The 18,684-nt window shown below is 59.4% G+C and carries 16 protein-coding genes; 12 read left to right on the top strand and 4 right to left on the bottom strand.

Annotated elements, in window-relative coordinates:
* From PUZ33_RS12060 to iolB, 10 genes are all read left to right on the top strand, one after another.
* On the top strand, window positions 1-710 hold a 710-nt coding region (locus PUZ33_RS12060; RefSeq protein WP_274205317.1), incomplete at its 5' end, for an aldehyde dehydrogenase family protein.
* Between the two features lie 11 nt (window positions 711-721).
* A complete protein-coding gene (iolD, locus tag PUZ33_RS12055) occupies window positions 722-2,647 on the top strand; it encodes a 3D-(3,5/4)-trihydroxycyclohexane-1,2-dione acylhydrolase (decyclizing) (protein WP_252107588.1) in 1,926 nt (641 codons plus the stop codon).
* A gap of 301 nt (window positions 2,648-2,948) precedes the next feature.
* Window positions 2,949-3,935 carry an inositol 2-dehydrogenase gene (gene iolG, locus PUZ33_RS12050; protein ID WP_013098257.1) on the top strand — a complete coding sequence of 329 codons (987 nt, stop codon included), beginning with the start codon at window positions 2,949-2,951 and terminating at the stop codon, window positions 3,933-3,935.
* Between the two features lie 31 nt (window positions 3,936-3,966).
* A complete protein-coding gene (locus tag PUZ33_RS12045) occupies window positions 3,967-4,896 on the top strand; it encodes a sugar ABC transporter substrate-binding protein (RefSeq protein ID WP_013098256.1) in 930 nt (309 codons plus the stop codon).
* Window positions 4,897-4,944: 48 nt separating this feature from the next.
* Window positions 4,945-6,492 (top strand): sugar ABC transporter ATP-binding protein, encoded by a 1,548-nt coding sequence (locus PUZ33_RS12040; RefSeq protein ID WP_029882255.1) that lies wholly within the window; start codon window positions 4,945-4,947, stop codon window positions 6,490-6,492.
* Between the two features lie 11 nt (window positions 6,493-6,503).
* On the top strand, window positions 6,504-7,532 hold the full coding sequence (locus PUZ33_RS12035) for an ABC transporter permease (RefSeq protein ID WP_013098254.1): 1,029 nt from the start codon (window positions 6,504-6,506) through the stop codon (window positions 7,530-7,532).
* 8 nt (window positions 7,533-7,540) lie between these two features.
* Complete coding sequence (locus PUZ33_RS12030) at window positions 7,541-8,674, top strand: Gfo/Idh/MocA family protein (RefSeq protein ID WP_023620385.1); 1,134 nt, start codon at window positions 7,541-7,543, stop codon at window positions 8,672-8,674.
* Between the two features lie 12 nt (window positions 8,675-8,686).
* Window positions 8,687-10,591, top strand: a complete 1,905-nt coding sequence (locus tag PUZ33_RS12025) for a bifunctional 5-dehydro-2-deoxygluconokinase/5-dehydro-2-deoxyphosphogluconate aldolase (protein ID WP_013098252.1) — start codon at window positions 8,687-8,689, stop codon at window positions 10,589-10,591.
* Window positions 10,592-10,602: 11 nt separating this feature from the next.
* A complete protein-coding gene (gene iolE / locus PUZ33_RS12020) occupies window positions 10,603-11,493 on the top strand; it encodes a myo-inosose-2 dehydratase (RefSeq protein ID WP_047360346.1) in 891 nt (296 codons plus the stop codon).
* 9 nt (window positions 11,494-11,502) lie between these two features.
* The gene (gene iolB / locus PUZ33_RS12015) at window positions 11,503-12,327 is read left to right on the top strand and encodes a 5-deoxy-glucuronate isomerase (RefSeq protein ID WP_058680680.1); all 825 of its coding nucleotides are present in this window, start codon (window positions 11,503-11,505) and stop codon (window positions 12,325-12,327) included.
* 89 nt (window positions 12,328-12,416) lie between these two features.
* Here iolB and PUZ33_RS12010 read toward each other — a convergent pair whose 3' ends face one another.
* From PUZ33_RS12010 to PUZ33_RS12000, 3 genes are read right to left on the bottom strand one after another with little or no spacing between them, the layout of a single operon-like run.
* Window positions 12,417-13,160 (bottom strand): alpha/beta fold hydrolase, encoded by a 744-nt coding sequence (locus PUZ33_RS12010; RefSeq protein WP_058680681.1) that lies wholly within the window; start codon window positions 13,158-13,160, stop codon window positions 12,417-12,419.
* Between the two features lie 11 nt (window positions 13,161-13,171).
* Window positions 13,172-13,636, bottom strand: a complete 465-nt coding sequence (locus PUZ33_RS12005; protein ID WP_014832874.1) for a DUF6130 family protein — start codon at window positions 13,634-13,636, stop codon at window positions 13,172-13,174.
* 49 nt (window positions 13,637-13,685) lie between these two features.
* Window positions 13,686-14,915 (bottom strand): MFS transporter, encoded by a 1,230-nt coding sequence (locus PUZ33_RS12000; protein ID WP_058680682.1) that lies wholly within the window; start codon window positions 14,913-14,915, stop codon window positions 13,686-13,688.
* 97 nt (window positions 14,916-15,012) lie between these two features.
* Here PUZ33_RS12000 and PUZ33_RS11995 point away from each other — a divergent pair, with 97 nt between their 5' ends.
* Window positions 15,013-15,903 (top strand): LysR family transcriptional regulator, encoded by an 891-nt coding sequence (locus PUZ33_RS11995; protein ID WP_062676709.1) that lies wholly within the window; start codon window positions 15,013-15,015, stop codon window positions 15,901-15,903.
* Here PUZ33_RS11995 and PUZ33_RS11990 read toward each other — a convergent pair.
* Window positions 15,900-16,070: a YfgG family protein gene (locus tag PUZ33_RS11990; RefSeq protein WP_028027964.1), complete on the bottom strand. Its 171-nt coding sequence runs from the start codon at window positions 16,068-16,070 to the stop codon at window positions 15,900-15,902. The genes PUZ33_RS11995 and PUZ33_RS11990 overlap by 4 nt on opposite strands.
* Before the next feature lie 369 nt (window positions 16,071-16,439).
* On the opposite strand from PUZ33_RS11990, the gene PUZ33_RS11985 reads away from it, so the two are divergent.
* On the top strand, window positions 16,440-18,680 hold the full coding sequence (locus PUZ33_RS11985; RefSeq protein ID WP_058680684.1) for a bifunctional diguanylate cyclase/phosphodiesterase: 2,241 nt from the start codon (window positions 16,440-16,442) through the stop codon (window positions 18,678-18,680).
* The last annotated feature ends 4 nt before the right edge of the window (window positions 18,681-18,684 follow it).

Here is an 18,684-nt window from a genome sequence, read left to right as displayed (position 1 = left end):
CCCACGCAGTGGGGGGGGGGGCGGGGGGGGCGGGGGGGGACCGTGGTGGGCGGCTTCGTGGGGTTGTGGCGGTGGACAATAACACCGCCGATGACCTCTGCGCCCGTCTGGAAAAACAGATTGCCGCGCTGCGCGTTGGGCCAGGGCTGGACCAGACGCCAGAAAACGAAATGGGGCCGCTTATCTCCTCCGCACATCGCAGCAAGGTGCTGGGCTACATTGACAGCGGGGAAGCACAGGGGGCGAATCTGCGCGTGGACGGCCGCGGCTTTAGCGTGCAGGGTCACGAGAAGGGCTATTTTGTCGGGCCGACGCTGTTCGATAACGTCACCCCGGAGATGACGATCTATAAGGAAGAGATTTTCGGCCCGGTGCTTTCTGTGGTACGCGTAGCAGATTACGCCAGCGCGGTGGATCTGATTAACCGCCATGAATATGGTAATGGTTCAGCCATTTTCACCCGCGACGGCGGCTGCGCGCGCCGCTTCTGCGAAGAGGTGCAGGCGGGCATGGTGGGGGTTAACGTGCCGATCCCGGTGCCGATGGCGTTCCACAGTTTCGGCGGCTGGAAGCGCTCGATTTTTGGTGCACTTAACGTTCACGGTAACGACGGCGTGCGTTTCTACACCCGAATGAAAACCGTCACCGCACGCTGGCCGGAAATACAGCAGGAGACAGGCGCAGCGTTCTCCATGCCGACGCTGGGCTGACAGGAGGTTTTATGCAAACCGAACGTATGACCATGGCCCAGGCGCTGGTCCGGTTCCTTAATCAACAGTACGTCAGCATTGATGGCATTGAAACACCCTTCGTGGAGGGCGTGGCGACCATTTTTGGTCATGGCAACGTGCTGGGCATCGGCCAGGCGCTGGAACAGGATCCGGGCCATCTGCAGGTAATGCAGGGCTGTAATGAGCAGGGCATCGCCCACATGGCGACGGGATTCGCCAAACAGCATCGCCGTCAGCGCATTTTCGCCGTGACCTCCTCCGTCGGGCCGGGAGCCGCCAATATGATCACCGCGGCGGCGACCGCCACGGCGAACCGTATTCCGTTGCTGCTGCTGCCGGGGGATATCTACGCCAGCCGCCAGCCGGACCCGGTGTTGCAGCAGATCGAGCAGTATCACGATCTCAGCATCAGCACCAACGACTGCTTCCGCCCGGTCTCCCGCTACTGGGACCGCATCAATCGCCCGGAGCAGTTAATGAGCGCCATGTTAAACGCGATGCGAACGCTCACTGACCCCGCAGATACCGGTGCGGTAACCCTTTGCCTGCCGCAGGACGTGCAGGGCGAAGCCTGGGATTACCCGCTGAGCTTCTTCGCGCGTCGCGTGCATCACATCGAGCGTCGACCGCCAGATCCGCAGCGTCTGGCGCAGGCGCAGGCGTTGATTGCGCGTAAACGCCGTCCGCTGGTGGTGTGCGGCGGCGGCGTACGCTACTCCGGCGCGCATGAGGCGTTGCGCGAATTTGTCGAGACGCTGCATCTGCCGTTTGCCGAAACCCAGGCCGGAAAAGGGGCGCTGGTAAGTGACCACCCACTTAATATGGGCGGGGTGGGCGTGACGGGCGGAATGGCCGCCAACCAGCTTGCGCCGCAGGCCGACTTAGTGATTGGCGTGGGGACACGTCTTACCGATTTTACTACCGGCTCCAAGGCGCTCTTCTCCCACCCGGACGTCGAATTTTTGCTGCTGAACGTGGCCGAGTTTGACGCCCTGAAGCTTGACGCCACCGCGCTGATTGCCGATGCCCGGACCGGACTGCAGGCCTTAACCCACTCGCTCAGGGAGTATCGCAGCGGCTGGAGAGAGGAGATTGCGCAGGCAAAAGCCGCCTGGCACGACGAGTGCCGCCGTCTCTGGGATCGCCAGTGGCACCCGGACGAGGCACCGGAAGTGGCGGGCCATCTTGATGCCCAGCTGACGGAATATGGCGAGACGCTCAACACCCGCCTGACCCAGACGCGGGTGCTGGGGCTGATTAATCAGCATGTTGAAGATAACGCCATCGTGGTGGGCGCAGCCGGTTCGCTGCCGGGAGATTTACAGCGCCTCTGGCAGGTCAAAACGCCTGATACCTATCATCTGGAGTACGGTTACTCCTGCATGGGTTACGAGATTGCGGCAGCGCTTGGCGCAAAGCTTGCCCGACCCGGGCAACCGGTTTACGCCATGGTGGGGGATGGCTCTTACATGATGCTGCACTCCGAGCTGCAAACCGCGGTGCAGGAGGGCATTAAAATCACCGTTCTGCTGTTTGATAACGCCAGCTTTGGCTGCATTAATAACCTGCAGATGGGACATGGAATGGGAAGCTTTGGCACGGAAAACCGCCACCGTAACCCGCAGACCGGGCAGCTTGACGGGCCGCTGGTGAAGGTCGATTTCGCGCAAAACGCGGAAAGCTACGGCTGTCGCGCGTGGCGGGTACATGATGAGCAAAGCCTGCTGGCGGCGCTGGAGGCGTCCCGCGCCCATCCAGGCCCGTCGCTGCTGGACATCAAAGTGCTGCCGAAGACCATGACCCACGATTACGCCTCCTGGTGGCGAACCGGCGATGCGCAGGTAGCGGCGTCTCCTGCCGTGCGCGAAGCCGCGGCGCAGACGCAGGCGCAGGTGAAAAAAGCACGTCAGTATTAAGATTTCCCGCCGTAACGAAATTTTCATTTCATTTTTCTTTTTCCCTCACCCTAACCCTCTCCCACTGGGAGAGGGGATAGTTCGGTGCGGTTTTCCCTCCCTCTCCCTGAGGGAGAGGGCCGGGGTGAGGGGAAGATGTCCTCCCTCCCATGTTGTGAGATTGATAACAAAATTTATCTCATTCATCTCAAAAGTGTTAACCCACACTCAAAAACATAATTTTCACTATTTATAAAAATGAAATAAATGTTTTATTTAAAGGGTCGTTAGTTCACAGCATTCACCAACACCGGGAGCCGTTATGTTTAACATTGCTTTACTGGGCGCTGGCCGAATTGGCCAGGTACATGCAGCTAACATCGCCAGCCACAGCGCGACCACACTCTGGTCCGTGGTTGACCCGAATCAGGAATTTGCCACCCGTCTCGCCACGCAGTATCAGGCCCGCCAGCAGAGCCTGATTGAGGCGATGACCGACCCAGACGTTCATGCCGTGCTGATCGCCTCGGCGACCGATACCCATGCGGACCTGATTGAAATGGCCGCCCGTCATGGCAAAGCCATCTTCTGTGAAAAACCGGTACACCTCGACCTCGCCCGCGTGCGCGACTGCCTGAAAGTGGTTAAAGAGTACGACGTGCCGCTGTTCATCGGCTTTAACCGCCGCTTTGACCCGCAGTTCCGCCGCGTGAAAACCGACGCCCAGGCCGGGCGTATCGGCAAACCGGAATCGCTGCTGATCATCTCCCGCGATCCGTCTCCACCACCGGCGGAGTATGTCCGCGTCTCTGGCGGCATGTTCCGCGATATGACCATTCACGACTTTGATATGGCGCGCTTCATCATGGGTGAAGAGCCGGTGTCAGTGTATGCCCAGGGCAGTAACCTGGTGGATCCGGCGATTGGCGAGGCGGGGGACATCGACACCGCATTTATCGTTCTGAAATATGCCTCCGGCGCAATGGCGACCATCGTCAACAGCCGCCGCTCCTCTTACGGCTACGACCAGCGCCTGGAGCTGCACGGCTCTGAAGGGCTGCTCTGCGCGGGCAATATTCTTGAAAATCAGGTGCAGCACTACGGCAAACAGGGCTGCACCAGCGCGCTGCCGGAACACTTCTTCCTGCAGCGCTACAAATCCGCTTACGCCGCGGAATGGGAACACTTTGTTGCGGTATTGCGCGGCGAAGCGGTGCCTGACTGCAGCGGCGATGATGGTGAACGTGCGCTGTACCTTGCGGATAAAGCGCTGGAGTCGCTGCGTAGCCAGCGCGAGATCGTCCTCTAAACACAACCACCCTACACAGAGAGACATAATAATGAAAAAGCTGATCTTAGCCGCCCTCATCGCCATGACGTCCGGGGCTGCCCTCGCCGAAAACGAGCAAATTGTTTTCAGTACGCCAAACCTGGCGATGCCGTTTGAAGTTCACATGCAGCGCACGGCGGTGAAAGCCGCAAAAGAGATGGGCGTCAAGTTGCAGGTGCTGGACGGGCAGGGCAGTTCACCAAAGCAGGTGGCTGATCTGGAAAACGCCATCACCCGCGGAGCGCAGGGGTTCATCGTCTCCCCGAACGACGTGAACGCGGTCTCCAGCGCGGTGGATGAAATTCAGGATGCGAAGCTGCCGGTGGTCACCCTTGACCGCTCCGTCGACAGTCAGAAGAAAGTGCCGCACTTTGGCGCCAACAACTACAAAGGCGGCCAGGCGATAGGCGACTTCGTGAAAAGCAAATTCCCCGACGGGGCAGAGATCATTCTGCTCACCGGTCAGCCGGGTTCCTCTTCCAACATCGAACGCACCAAAGGGATCCGCGACAGCCTGAAAGCGGGTGGCGATAAATACAAGATCGTCGCCGATCAGACCGGCAACTGGATGCGTTCTGAAGGGATGCGCATTGTAGAAAGCGTTCTGCCGTCACTGCCGAAACGCCCGCAGGTGATCCTTTCCGCCAACGATGATATGGCGCTGGGGGCGATTGAAGCCCTGCAGAGCCAGGGCGTGAAGCCCGGTGAAATACTGGTGACTGGCTTTGATGCGGTTCCTGAAGCGCTGGCTCGCGTGCGTGACGGCTGGCTGGCGGTGACTGCGGATCAGCGCCCGGGCTTTGCGGTGCAAACGGCAATGAGCCAGCTGGTGGCCAACGTGCGTGAGAAGAAAGCCATCACCGGCGCGGACTACCCGCCAACGCTTATCACCAAAGAGAACCTGCAGCAGGCTGAGCGTATCGGTGAGGCCGGTAACTAATATGTCCCGAGCCGCCTTTGGCGGCTCATCATGAGGAGGAGCAGACTGATGTCGCAACCCTTACTGAAAGTGACCGAGCTGGCGAAAAGCTTTTCCGGCGTCTGGGCGCTGAGCAATGCCCAGTTGACCGTCGGGCCGGGAGAAATCCACGCCCTGCTGGGGGAAAACGGGGCGGGAAAATCCACGCTGCTGAAGGCGCTTGCGGGCGCGCAGCCGCAAACGCGCGGGGAGATCTGGTTCAACGGCGAAACGCTGCCGGTAGATGACTCCCCGGTGGAACGACAGAACAAGGGCATTATCACCATCTATCAGGAATTTAACCTGCTGCCCAACATGACCGTCGCGGAAAACATGTTCCTTGGGCGCGAGCCGCGCAAGCGGAACCTGATCGTCGATGAAAAAGCGGTAAACCAGGAGGCGCAGGTCATTCTCGATTACCTGCAACTGAACGTCGCGCCGACCACACCCGTTGCCCGCCTGAGCGTGGCCCAGCAGCAGATGGTCGAGATCGCGAGAGCGCTGACCCTCAACGCCAGGCTGATCATCATGGATGAACCTTCCGCCGCGCTGAGCGACAGCGAAGTAGAAAGCCTGCACCGTGTGGTGCGGGAGCTTAAAAACCGCGGGGTGAGCATTATCTATGTGACGCACCGCCTGCATGAAGTTTTCCAGCTTTGCGACCGTTTCACCGTTTTCCAGGATGGCCGTTTCACCGGCACCGGCGCGGTGGCAGAAACGAACGTAGAGCAGCTGATCCGCCTGATGGTCGGGCGCGACGTGGCGTTTAACCGCCGTCCCGCCAGCGAAACCCACCATGAGGATAAACCCATCCGTCTGGCCGTGAAGGGGCTGAGCCGCGAAAAGCCGCCGCTGGATCCGCACGGTATTGCCCTGCATGACATCAGCTTCCATGTCCACGCGGGTGAGGTGCTGGGTATCGCCGGACTGGTGGGGGCAGGACGCACCGAAGTGGCCCGCTGCCTGTTTGGCGCAGACGCGTTTACCTCTGGCAGCTTTGAGCTTGACGGCGTGCCGTACCAGCCGCGCGACCCGCTGTATGCCCTCGATCAGGGCGTGGCGCTGGTGCCGGAAGATCGCAAAAAAGAGGGGGCGGTGCTGGGGCTGTCGATTCGCGACAACCTGTCGCTCTCCTGCCTTTCGTCACTGCTGCACTGGCGCTGGTTCGTCAATACCCGCAAAGAGGACGATCTGATTGAGTCCTACCGCCAGGCGCTGCAGATCAAGATGGTCAACAGTGCGCAGGAGGTGCGCAAGCTCTCCGGCGGTAACCAGCAAAAAGTGATCCTCGCGCGCTGCATGGCGCTCAACCCGCGGGTGCTGATCGTCGATGAGCCAACGCGTGGCATCGACGTGGGGACCAAATCAGAAGTGCACCAGGTGCTGTTTGACATGGCGAAAAAGGGCGTGGCGGTGATTGTGATCTCCTCCGATCTGCCTGAAGTGATGGCGGTGTCTGACCGGATCATCACCCTGAGCGAAGGCCGGGTCACCGGCGAGATCCACGGCGATGATGCCAACGAAGAGCGGCTGATGACGATGATGGCCATCAACCACAACGCCCTGAACGCGGCATAACGGAGTTTCTCATGACGCAGATGATTTCTAAAACGCAGGCCCCGGTCAAACGCGCCGGACGCATCGATCCCATCGCCTTCTTCGAGCGCTTTGGGGTGCTGATTTTCATGATCCTGCTGCTGATCTTCTTCCAGTCGCAGAACAGCAATTTTTTCTCTGAACGCAACATTTTCAACATCCTGACCGAAGTCTCCATCTACGGGATCATGGCCGTGGGGATGACCTTCGTCATCCTGACCGCCGGGATCGACCTCTCCGTCGGATCCATTCTGGCGGTGTGCGCCATGACCGCGGCGTACGTGATTAAAGGCGACAACTTTACCACCGTCGACCCGAACGCCTGGGGCGGTATGAGCTGGCTGATAGGGCTGGGGATTTGTCTGGCGATGGGCACGGCGATTGGTTTTCTGCATGGTCTGGGCGTCACCCGCCTGCGTCTGCCGCCGTTCATCGTCACCCTCGGGGGGATGACCATCTGGCGCGGCCTGACCCTGGTGATTAACGACGGCGCGCCAATCGCCGGTTTCGATCAGGGCTACCGCTGGTGGGGACGGGGCGAGCTGCTCGGTATCTCCATTCCGATCTGGATCTTCGCCATCGTCGCCGTTGGCGGTTATCTGGCGCTGCACAAAACCCGTTGGGGGCGCTTCGTTTACGCCATCGGTGGCAACCCGGAGGCGGCGCGTCTGGCCGGTGTGAACGTGAAGCGCGTACTGGTCAGCGTCTATGTGCTGATTGGCTGTCTGGCGGGGTTGGCGGGCTTTATTCTCAGCGCGCGTCTGGGGAGCGCCGAGGCGGTGGCCGGGATCTCCTTTGAGTTGCGCGTCATTGCCTCGGTGGTGATTGGCGGCACCTCGCTGATGGGCGGCTACGGACGCATCGGCGGCACCATTATCGGCTCCATCATTATGGGCATTCTGATTAACGGCCTGGTGCTGATGAACGTCTCGGCTTACTACCAGCAGATTATCACCGGGTTAATTATCGTTCTGGCGGTGGCGTTCGACACCTACGCCAAGAGCCGTCGCGGCGCACTGTGAGGATCACGATGAAAGAGGTTCGTATTGGATTAATTGGCACCGGGTATATCGGCAAGGCGCATGCCATCGCCTATGCCCAGGCCCCGACGGTGTTCAACCTGCGCGGCAAGCTAGTGCGTGAGATGGTGGCCGAGGTAAACCCGACGCTAGCGGCAGAGCGCGCGCAGGCGTTTGGCTTTAACCGTTCAACGGGAGACTGGCGGGCGCTGGTGGCCGACCCGGCCATTGATGTAGTGGATATTTGCTCGCCCAACCATCTGCATAAAGAGATGGCGCTGGAGGCGATCCGCCACGGCAAGCACGTTTACTCGGAAAAACCGCTGGCGCTGAACGCCCACGACGCGCGTGAGATGGTCGAGGCCGCGAAGCGGGCAGGGGTGAAAACCCTGGTGGGCTTCAACTACATGAAAAACCCGACGGCGCAGCTGGCGAAAGAGATAATCGCCCGCGGCGAAATAGGCGAGGTGATCCACTTCTACGGCACCCACAACGAAGACTATATGGCCGACCCGCTTTCGCCCATTCACTGGCACTGCTTCAAAGAGACTGCCGGGCTGGGGGCGCTGGGCGATCTGGCGGCGCATATCGTCAATATGGCGCAGTACCTGGTGGGGGAGATTGAGCAGGTTTGCGGCGACCTGAAGATTGTGGTCCCGGAACGTCCGGCGAAGGCCGGGTCGTCGGAGATGATTGCCGTCGAAAACGAGGATCAGGCCCACGCGATGGTACGTTTCGCGGGCGGGGCGCAGGGTGTGATTGAAACCTCCCGCGTCGCCTGCGGCCGCAAGATGGGGTTGTCGTATGTGATCACCGGGACGAAAGGCGCTATCAGCTTCACTCAGGAGCGCATGGCCGAGCTGAAGCTCTATCTGCATGACGATCCGGTCAACCGTCAGGGATTCCGCACGCTGCTGGTTGGCCCGGCACACCCGGACTACGGCGCGTTCTGTATGGGTGCAGGCCACGGTATTGGCTTTAACGATCAAAAAACGGTGGAAGTACGTGACCTGGTGGATGGCATTGCCGCCGACGCACCGATGTGGCCGGACTTTGAAGAGGGTTGGAAGGTCTCGCGCGTGCTGGACGCCATCGCACTCTCACACCAGCAAGGCCGCTGGCTGAACGTGAATGACATTGTCTGAAGAGGTATCAACGTGGAAAAGCAGTTTGATGTGATATGCATGGGCCGCGTGGCGGTAGACCTCTACAGTCAGCAGATTGGTGCGCGGCTGGAGGATGTGTCGAGCTTTGCCAAATATCTCGGCGGCTCGTCCGGCAACGTGGCGTACGGCACGGCGCGGCAGGGGTTGCGTTCGTCGATGCTGGCGCGCGTGGGCGACGAGCATATGGGCCGGTTCCTGCGCGAAGAGCTAAATCAGGTGGGCTGTGATACCAGCCATCTGATCACCGATAAAACACGCCTCACGGCGCTGGTGCTACTCGGCATTAAAGACCGGGACACCTTTCCTCTGATTTTTTATCGCGATAACTGCGCGGATATGGCTATTACGGCCAGCGATGTGGACGAAAACTACATCGCTTCCGCACGGTGTCTTGCCATCACCGGGACTCACCTTTCTCATCCGCAGACCCGCGAGGCGGTGCTGACGGCGCTGGGCTACGCCCGTCGTCACGGCGTGCGCACGGTGCTGGACATTGATTACCGCCCGGTGCTGTGGGGGCTGACCTCCTTAGGCGACGGCGAAACGCGCTTTATCGCGGCCGATCAGGTCACCCGTGAACTTCAGGAGGTGCTGCACCTCTTCGACGTTATTGTCGGCACCGAGGAGGAGTTTCACATTGCGGGCGGCAGCACGGACACCCTGCTGGCGCTGGCGCAGGTGCGTGCCGTGAGTCAGGCCACACTGGTCTGCAAACGCGGCGCGCTTGGCTGTTCGGTCTATACCGGTGCCATTCCGGCCCGTCTGGATGACGGCCTGACGGTGACCGGCGTGCGCGTGGAGGTGCTGAACGTCCTCGGCGCGGGCGATGCCTTTATGTCTGGCCTGCTGCGCGGCTACCTGAACGACGAGGGCTGGGAGCAGGCGTGCCGCTATGCCAACGCCTGCGGCGCGCTGGTGGTCTCGCGCCACGGCTGCGCCCCGGCGATGCCGAGCAAAATTGAGCTGGATGACTATCTCTCGCGCGCCGCGCTCGTTCCACGCCCGGATCTCGACCCGCGTCTGAACCATCTGCACCGGGTCACCACCCGTCGCCGCGAATGGCCGGAATTGTGCGTAATGGCGTTCGATCACCGCAGCCAGCTTGAAGATATGGCGCTGCAGTGCGGGGCGTCGCTCAAACGTATTCCGGCGCTCAAGCAGCTGATCCTGCAGGCCAGCCGCGAGGCGGCGAGCCGTGCCGGGCTGGCAGGCAAAGCGGGCCTGCTGTGTGACGGTACGTTTGGTCAGGACGCGCTCAACGCCATTACCGGTGAAGGGTGGTGGATCGGGCGACCCATTGAGCTGCCGGGCTCCCGTCCGCTGGAGATGGAGCACGGCAACATCGGCACCCAGCTTATCAGCTGGCCGCAGGAGCATGTGGTGAAGTGCCTGGTCTTTTTCCACCCGGAAGATGCCCACGGCCTGCGCCTGGAGCAGGAGCAGAAAATTGCCGAGGTCTACCACGCCTGCTGCCAGTCCGGGCATGAGCTGCTGCTGGAGGTGATATTGCCCGCCAGCATGCCGCGCAGCGATGAACTTTATCTGCGTGCCATCTCCCGCTTCTACAACCTGGGTATTTACCCGGACTGGTGGAAATTGCCGCCGCTGACGTCCGATGGCTGGACGGCACTGAGCGAGATTATCCAGCGTCGGGATCCGCACTGCCGTGGAGTGGTGATCCTCGGGCTGGATGCGCCGGCCGAGCAGCTGCGTGCCGGGTTTAACGCCGCGGCAGGGCACGAACTGGTGAAAGGATTTGCCGTGGGGCGCACGCTGTTTGGCGAAGCTTCCCGTGCATGGCTGAAACACGATATTGACGATGCGCAGCTGGTGGCGCGCATCCGGGACAATTACCTGCAGCTTATCGCCTGGTGGCGCGAGCGCGGACACGCATAATGGAGACGACAATGAGTGTGCAATTAGGCATTAACCCCCTGACGTGGACTAACGACGATCTGCCTTCCCTTGGTGCCGAAACGCCGCTGGAGACCTGTCTGAGTGAGGGGAAAGAGGCCGGTTTTGCCGGTTTCGAACTGGGCAACAAATTCCCGCGTGAAGCGCGCCTGCTTGGCCCCATTTTGCAGCGCCACGATCTGCAACTGGTCTCTGGCTGGTACTCCGGCCGCCTGCTGGAGCGCAGCGTGGAAGAGGAGATTGCCGCCGTGCAGTCTCACCTGACGCTGCTACGTGAGCTGGGGGCAAAGGTGCTGGTATTTGCGGAGGTGAGCGGCTGCATTCACGGCGAGCAGCAGACGCCGGTGCATCTGCGCCCGCGCTTCCCGCAGGCACGCTGGAAAGAGTATGGCGAGAAGCTCACGGAATTTGCCCGCTACACTCAGCAGCAGGGGGTGCAGATTGCCTATCACCACCATATGGGGACGGTGATTGAGTCCGCCGACGACGTGGACAACCTGATGACCCATACCGGCGAAGAGGTCGGGTTGCTGCTGGACACCGGTCACCTGACCTTTGCCGGGGCCGATCCGCTGGCGGTGGCGCAGCGCTGGGCGTCGCGCATCAACCACGTTCACTGCAAAGACGTGCGTGCCGACGTGCTGGCGGATGTCAAAAACCGCAAAACCAGCTTCCTCGATGCGGTGCTGAGCGGCGTGTTTACCGTGCCGGGCGACGGTTGCGTGGATTATCCGCCGATCATGCAACTGCTGAAAGCGCAGGATTATCACGGCTGGCTGGTGGTGGAGGCGGAGCAGGATCCGGCGATTGCCCATCCGCTGACCTATGCCCGTCTGGGGTATAACAACCTGAGCCGTCTGGCGCGCGACGCCGGGCTTATCTGAGGAGGTGACATGTCACGTCTGCTATCACGCTGGCAACAGCCGAACGCTGAAGGGCGGACCCAGTCCGTCACGCCGGAACGCGCCGGGTGGGGATATGTTGGCTTTGAGGCCTATGAGTTGCAGGAGGGGCAGCAGTTGACGCTACCCGCCGTCAGCGAAGAGCGCTGTCTGGTGCTGGTGGCCGGGCGCGCCTCCATCAGCACGCCTTCCGCGCAGTTTAACGATATTGGCGAGCGGATGAGCCCGTTCGAGCGCATCAAGCCGTGGGCGGTGTACGTTACCCCGCAGGAGACGGTGCAGGTGAAGGCGCTCACGAAGCTGGAACTGGCGGTTTGTGCCGCTCCGGGTAAAGGTAGCTGGCCGACGCGGCTGATTGCACCGCAGGATATCGACGCTGAAGCGCGCGGCAAAGGCCATAACCAGCGCTATGTGCACAACATTCTGCCGGAAGACAAACCGGCTGACAGCCTGCTGGTGGTGGAGGTCTGGACCAACGAAGGCTGCACCAGCTCGTACCCGAGCCATAAGCACGACACGGATAATCCGCCTCAGGAGACGTATCTGGAGGAGACCTATTACCATCGCCTCAACCCGGAGCAGGGGTTCTGCATGCAGCGGGTCTACACTGACGACAGAACGCTGGATGAATGCATGGCGGTCTACAACCGTGACGTGGTGATGGTGCCGAAGGGCTACCACCCGGTGGCAACCCTGGCGGGGTATGACAGCTACTATCTCAACGTGATGGCCGGGCCAGTGCGCAAATGGATGTTCACGTGGGAAGAGGACCACGCGTGGATTAACCGGGATTATCCCGCAGAGAATGGGGGCTGAAGCGGCCTTTCTTGTCGGGTGGCGCTGCGCTGACCCGACCTACGAAACCGTTGGCTCGCGCAAGCACAGCGCCGCTGGTCGAATTGTCTTCAGCGCATCTGCCTCGCCTGCTCAATCGTGCGGGCAATGGCTTCCGGCTGGCTCACCATCGATACGTGGCTCGCCGCGACCTCGGTGGTGTTCGCGTGGATGGCCTTCGCCATCGCGCGTTCAAGCTCAGGATTGATCATCCGGTCGTTCTTGCTTACCACATACCAGCTCGGCTTCGCGTGCCACGCCGCGCGAGTGACTTTTTCGCCAAACGCATCGCCCTTTATTGGCCCCTGCGTGGCGGCGATGATCTGTTGTTCACCCGGTTTCACATCCGGTGCGAAGTCCTTACTGACCGACGCAGGCGGCAGGTATAAAAAGCCGTCCGCGGTTTTTGCGATACCGGCGCTCCCCGGTGGCGCCGGGTAGCTATTCGCCAGCTCTGCCGTTGACTGACCGGCGTCCGGCGCGAACGCCGCCACATACACCAGTGATTTCACCCGCGCATCGTTGCCGGCCTCGCTAATCACGGTGCCGCCCCAGGAGTGACCTACCAGTACCACGTCCCCGTGTGCGCGAGCGATGGCGCGCCGGGTGGCTGCTACATCATCTTTTAGTGAGGTCAGCGGCAGTTGGAGGGCTATAACCTCGGTGTGGCGTTTCTGCAAAAGGGAAATCACCTTGTTCCAGCTGCTGCCGTCGGCAAAGGCGCCATGCACCAGCACCACGCTGGTTTCACTCTGCGCAAAGGCGCTGGCCGACATCGCCAGCAGACCCGCCGTCAGTATCGATAATGTTTTCATCTTCAGGCTCCTCAGAAATGGTGGACCGGCGCATGCGGCGGCACGGTGAATTCAAGGGTTTTATGGTCGAGAGGCTTATGCGTCGGGTCGGCCAGAATAATGGTCACCTTGTGTTTTCCGGCGGGCAGTCCCACCAGAATCACCGGCTCACCGCTGGTGTCCGCCCAGTGCCAGGGCGCGTCATCCACCACAACGTGAATATGGCCGATGCGCGGAGTGACTTTCAGCGCGTCGGGCCCAAAGACAGGTTCAATGCGCAGGTTTTCAACACGGTACTGAATAAAGACAGCCCCCTTACTCAGCGGGCCTGCCAGCGGCGGATCGACAATCAGCCTGGCGGGTGGCTGGGGCTGCTCAAGCGGGGCAACGGCAGCCGGACCGTTGACGTCGGCGGCGCTGAGATTATCCAGTGGTGCCCCCCAGGAGCTGACCGATGCCACGGCCAGGGCCGGGAGCAATAAATATCGGCGAATCATCTGTGTCTCCTTATCGGTTCATAGTGATAACGAACACAGAAGACCATTTTTATGTATCAGAGATGTTTGCTGCGGGCGGCTTTTTGTACCGGCTTGTCTGCGGGGCGTTCTCGATACAGTGTGATACATTCTGCGTGCCCGAACGGCGTAAAATGGCGATTGCCAGCCCGGCAATCACCAGCGTTAACCCGGTAGAAACCCACATAGCGCCCGCGATCCCCAGCGTTTTGTTAAGCCATGCGTATGCAAACGGCGACGCTGCTGCCATCAGTTGTGCGGGGATCAGAAGCAAACCAGTGCGCCGGGCATAGCTTTCAGCGCTGAACAGCGCCAGCGGTAGCGTGGCTTTGACGATTGTCACCAGCCCGTTGATGGCGCCATAGCCCAGCACAAATCCGGCAGCACACCAGGCATACAGGGTACTGCTTAGCCCAAGAAGAAAGCAGAGCGGCATCGCGAGGGCGGTAAAGCGTGTAAGGGAGAGTGGGGTTGAGCGGGCTCCCGCCATGACCTCGATTGCGCGCGCCCCCGTCTGGCCGAGTCCCCACAGCATGCCGAGGGCGATCGGCAGGCCGACGCTGGCGATAAACTCCGGCAGGTGGGTGGATGTGCCGTTAGAGACAAACGTAATGAGGGCGATAAACGTTGCGTAAAGCCAGCCGTTACGCCGTTCACCGGCCGGGATGGGGGCACTTACGCTGAGGGTAATCGCCAGACGCTGTTGGGGGAGGGTTCGAATGCATACCGCGCTCAGCAGTCCAAAAAGAGCGTAAATTTGCAGCGCATGCTGCCAGCTCATCACCTTCAGCAGCGTCTCTCCCAGCGGCCAAAAAACAGCAGACGCCAGCCCACCTGCCAGCGTAATGCGTGAGATCGTTTTTCGCGCCTGCTGTCCATACAGGTTTACCAGCGCGGCGAATAGCGCATCGTAGAGCGACAGGCGCATCCCGATACCGGTCACCAGCCAGGCGCTGTACCAGCCGAAAAGGGTTTGGGTGTATGCCATCCCCGCGCAGCTTACGGCGATCAGCAGCGTTCCACTCATCACCACGTTTTGCCCGCCAAAGCGTGCCAGCAGACGGGCGACAAAAGGGGAGACGGCGGCCATCACCAGCATCGCCAGCGTCAGGCCGAGATAGAGCTGGGGCGATGTCCATCCCCTGTCGGCGATAATGGCGAGGGCAAAAGTGCCGGGCATATAAAAAGAGATCCCCCAGTTGATAAGTTGATTACAACCGGCGGTGAGGGCGAGACGGCGGGGAAGTGCAGGTGTTTCCATGAGTTTTCATTCCGTTATTCAGTTGTCCTGAGCATAACGGGCGCGGTATTGTGCTGGCAGTGCCGTATCTTTATGACCCGTATAAGAGAAACTTTGCATGACGACGCTCAATCTGGGACATCTCGCGACCTTCCGTCTGGTGATCCAGCGCGGCAGCTTTTCGGCTGCAGCGGATCTGCTCGGTATTTCCCAGCCCGCCGTTAGTCTGCAAATACGTCAGCTGGAACAGTTTCTGCAAACGCGGCTGGTAGAACGAACCGGGCGCGGCATCAAGGCTACACCTGCCGGACAGGCTCTGCTGCTCCACGAAGAGCGTATTCAGCAGGCGGTAGATGAAGCGGTTCGTTCCGTGAGTGAGTTCAGCCACGACGTGAGCGGCACCGTGACGCTTGGCAGTGGCGCAACGGCCTGTATCCATCTTTTACCGCCATTGTTGCAGCAGTTACGCAGCGACTACCCACTCCTGAAAGTGGGGGTAACCACGGGCAACACCCTCGACATTGTCAGGGCGATAGAAGAAAACCGTCTCGATCTGGGGCTGGTGACCCTGCCGGTCAGTGGTAAAAGTCTGGACGTCGTGACGGTGATGGACGAAGAGTTTGTTTTTATTGCCTCGCTTATGCAGCAGGAGCGATTTTCGCGTTTAACCCCTGAGGCGTTGCACCTTCAGCCGCTGATTGCCTTTGAATCCGGCAGTGGCACCCGCGCGCTGATAGATGGCTGGTTTGCGGCATGTGGGTTAGCGATTGCGCCAGTGATGCAGCTTGGCAGCATTGAGGCCATCAAACGGATGGTTCGCGCGGGGTTGGGTTATAGCATTGTACCGCGAATGGCGGTTGAACATGCCGCTGACCGCGAAGGGCTAAGCGTCATGTCGCTTGAACCCGTATTGCAGCGGCAGCTGGCTGTTGTGATGCGTCAGGATAAGATCCTCAGCAAAGGGATCGCGGCCATTATTCGGATAATACAAAACCCACCGGTGAATTAGCGATCGGCAGTATCGACGTTCAGGCTGGTTTGCTGCGACTGGAGTTTGTCCTGATGGTGATACCAGGCACCAATGGAGGAATAAACGAAGCGGCCAAAGAAAAACAGGAAGCTGATTAGCAATATGATGCGGGTCATTCGAGTGTTAAATCGATGTCGTTTTCGCATACGTGTGGCCTGACTCACTGTGTTTTTCCTGGACATACCCTTTTGGGCGACGCGGATATTAAGGCACAGCGGGAAGGGTGGGTCAATTCTGCGATGTGTAAATAACCGTCAACATATACATTAACCGATGTTATTAAAAATAATAATTGCATTTACGATATTGATAACACGAAGAAAATTAACCGGAAAAAAACAGAGGAAAGGAAATTTTGAATTAAATAGTTTGATTTAAGTCAACGGATTCCCCGCAGTGGTATTTAAAATCCCTCCTCCATACTGTTTGCCCCGGGTGTTAGCGGGCAGCACGTACGTCAGGTCGGATGCCTGTCTTCATTTTCCCTCAGGAGAAAGGGGTTTAACCGGGCATCTATGAACACTATTGCTTTCCTGAAACAGAATAAAGACCGCTGGTGGGCGCTGCCGCTTATTTTACCGGTGATGTTGCTGCCCGTGCTGAGCGCGGCCAATACCCTGACGCAACTGGGCGACGGCATTGTGGCACTCTATTATCTGCCGCTCTTTTTCCTGCTCACCTTAATGCTGTTTTTCGGCGTTGGGGCTATTCCCGGAATAGTGCTGTCGCTGTTTATTCGCTATTACCCGCAAGTTGGGCTGTTTGAAACCGTTGCCGGGATCTTCCATTTTATTATTCCCTTAGTGCTGAGTTGGGGCGGTTATCGCGTCTTTGCCCCCAGACGCAATATGACGGCTTACGGCGATATACGGCTGATGGCGCAGCGCATTTTCTGGCAGGTGTTATGTCCGGCAACGCTGTTTCTGGTGCTGTTTCAGTTTGCGGTTTATCTGGGCGTGTATGAGAGTCGCCAGAGCCTGGCGGGGCTGAACCCGCTTAATATTCACACGCTGATCAACTATCAGGCGCTGCTGGTCAGCGGCTTAACGGGCGTACCGCTGAGTTACCTGATAATCCGGCTGATTCGCCATCCGCGTTACTTCAGGGCATTGATTTCTCAGAGCCGCGCGCAGATCGATAAAAAGGTGACGTTCATCGAGTTTCTGGTCTGGTTGATCATACTGGGCGGGCTGCTGCTGTTGCTGCTGATACCAATGAATGAGAACAGCTCTATCTTCACCACTAACTACACGCTGTCGCTCCTGATGCCGGTGATGCTCTGGGGCGCGATGCGCTTTGGTTACAGGCTGGCATTCCTCATCTGGACGCCGGTCCTGCTGGTCTCTATTCACTATTTTTACCGTTATATCCCTGTGAATCAGGGCTACGACATCCAACTGGCGATCACTTCTTCCAGCTACCTGGTCTTCTCGTTTGTGGTGGTCTATATGTCGATGCTGTCAACCCGCCAGCGTGCCGTGAATAAGCGCTCCCGCAGGCTGGCGCTCCTCGACCCGGTTGTCCATATGCCTAACCTGCGGGCGTTGTTACGCGATCTGGCCCGGAACCCGTGGTCGGCGCTCTGTTTACTGCGTATTCCTGAACTGGAAGTGCTGGGCCGAAATTATGGCGTGCTGCTGCGAATTTTGTACAAACAGCAGCTGGCACAGTGGGTTAATGGCACACTCCAGCCCAATGAGCGGGTGTATCACCTTACCGGGTATGATCTGGCGGTGCGACTCAACGCGGAATCGCACCAGCAGCGAATCGAGACGCTGGATGAGCATATCAAACAGTTCCGTTTTATCTGGGATGGCATGCCGCTTCAGCCGCAGGTGGGCATGAGTTACTGCTATGTACGCTCACCCGTGAACCATCTCTATCTGGTGCTGGGGGAGTTAGGGGTTATTGCCGATCTGTCGCTCTCAACCAACCACCCGGAAAACCTTCAGCAGCGTGGTGCTGTCCATCTGCAGCGCAGCCTGAAGGATAAAATCGCGATGATGAGCCGCCTGCAAAAGACGCTCGACAACAACGAATTCACCCTGCTGGCGCAGCCCGTTCGTGGCCTGCGTGGCGATCGCTATCATGAAGTGCTGCTGCGGATGCCGGATGCGGACGGCGCATTACTTACCCCCGATCGATTCCTGCCCGTCGCTCAGGAGTTTGGCCTGTCGTCGCGGGTCGATTTGTGGGTGCTGGAGCGCACGCTGCGCTTCCTGGCCGAACACCGTGACAGGCTGCCCGGCCAGCGCTTTGCCATTAATCTTGCGCCCTCAACCGTTTGTCGGGTTCAGTTCCCGCTGGAGGTGAGCCGTCTGCTGAATAAATACGCCGTGGAGGCGTGGCAGTTGATCTTCGAGGTGACCGAGTGCAGTACCTTCGGCAGCGCGGAGCAGGCGATGCATACCCTCCGGCAGCTACAAAAAATGGGCGTACGCATTGCGATAGATGATTTTGGTACCGGCTATGCAAGCTATGCGCGGCTGAAAAGCGTGGACGCAGACATCCTCAAGATTGACGGCAGCTTTATTCGCAATATCGTCAGCAACAGCCTGGATTACCAGATTGTGGCCTCTATTTGCCATTTAGCGCGAATGAAAAAGATGCTGGTGGTTGCGGAATATGTGGAGACCGAAGAGATACGTAGCGCGGTTCACGCGCTCGGTATCGACTATGTGCAGGGCTATCTGATAGGTCGGCCGGAGGCACTTGATTCACTGCTGGAGGCAGAGGCGTCCTTGACGGACGCCTGAGCCG

Origin of the sequence: Enterobacter cloacae complex sp. 2022EL-00981 (assembly GCF_028737495.1) — a bacterium.
GTDB lineage: Bacteria > Pseudomonadota > Gammaproteobacteria > Enterobacterales > Enterobacteriaceae > Enterobacter > Enterobacter cloacae.
This window is presented reverse-complemented; position numbering and strand designations above follow the sequence as displayed.

Bases quoted from the DNA above. Each gene is read 5' to 3' on its own strand.
- iolE (WP_047360346.1), top strand. From the start codon at position 10,603: ATGAGTGTGCAATTAGGCATTAACCCCCTGACGTGGACTAACGACGAT.
- PUZ33_RS12035 (WP_013098254.1), top strand. From the start codon at position 6,504: ATGACGCAGATGATTTCTAAAACGCAGGCCCCGGTCAAACGCGCCGGA.
- iolB (WP_058680680.1), top strand. From the start codon at position 11,503: ATGTCACGTCTGCTATCACGCTGGCAACAGCCGAACGCTGAAGGGCGG.
- PUZ33_RS11985 (WP_058680684.1), top strand. From the start codon at position 16,440: ATGAACACTATTGCTTTCCTGAAACAGAATAAAGACCGCTGGTGGGCG.
- PUZ33_RS12000 (WP_058680682.1), bottom strand. From the start codon at position 14,915: ATGGAAACACCTGCACTTCCCCGCCGTCTCGCCCTCACCGCCGGTTGT.
- PUZ33_RS11995 (WP_062676709.1), top strand. From the start codon at position 15,013: ATGACGACGCTCAATCTGGGACATCTCGCGACCTTCCGTCTGGTGATC.
- PUZ33_RS12010 (WP_058680681.1), bottom strand. From the start codon at position 13,160: ATGAAAACATTATCGATACTGACGGCGGGTCTGCTGGCGATGTCGGCC.
- PUZ33_RS12005 (WP_014832874.1), bottom strand. From the start codon at position 13,636: ATGATTCGCCGATATTTATTGCTCCCGGCCCTGGCCGTGGCATCGGTC.
- iolG (WP_013098257.1), top strand. From the start codon at position 2,949: ATGTTTAACATTGCTTTACTGGGCGCTGGCCGAATTGGCCAGGTACAT.
- PUZ33_RS12030 (WP_023620385.1), top strand. From the start codon at position 7,541: ATGAAAGAGGTTCGTATTGGATTAATTGGCACCGGGTATATCGGCAAG.
- PUZ33_RS12045 (WP_013098256.1), top strand. From the start codon at position 3,967: ATGAAAAAGCTGATCTTAGCCGCCCTCATCGCCATGACGTCCGGGGCT.
- iolD (WP_252107588.1), top strand. From the start codon at position 722: ATGCAAACCGAACGTATGACCATGGCCCAGGCGCTGGTCCGGTTCCTT.
- PUZ33_RS11990 (WP_028027964.1), bottom strand. From the start codon at position 16,070: ATGCGAAAACGACATCGATTTAACACTCGAATGACCCGCATCATATTG.
- PUZ33_RS12040 (WP_029882255.1), top strand. From the start codon at position 4,945: ATGTCGCAACCCTTACTGAAAGTGACCGAGCTGGCGAAAAGCTTTTCC.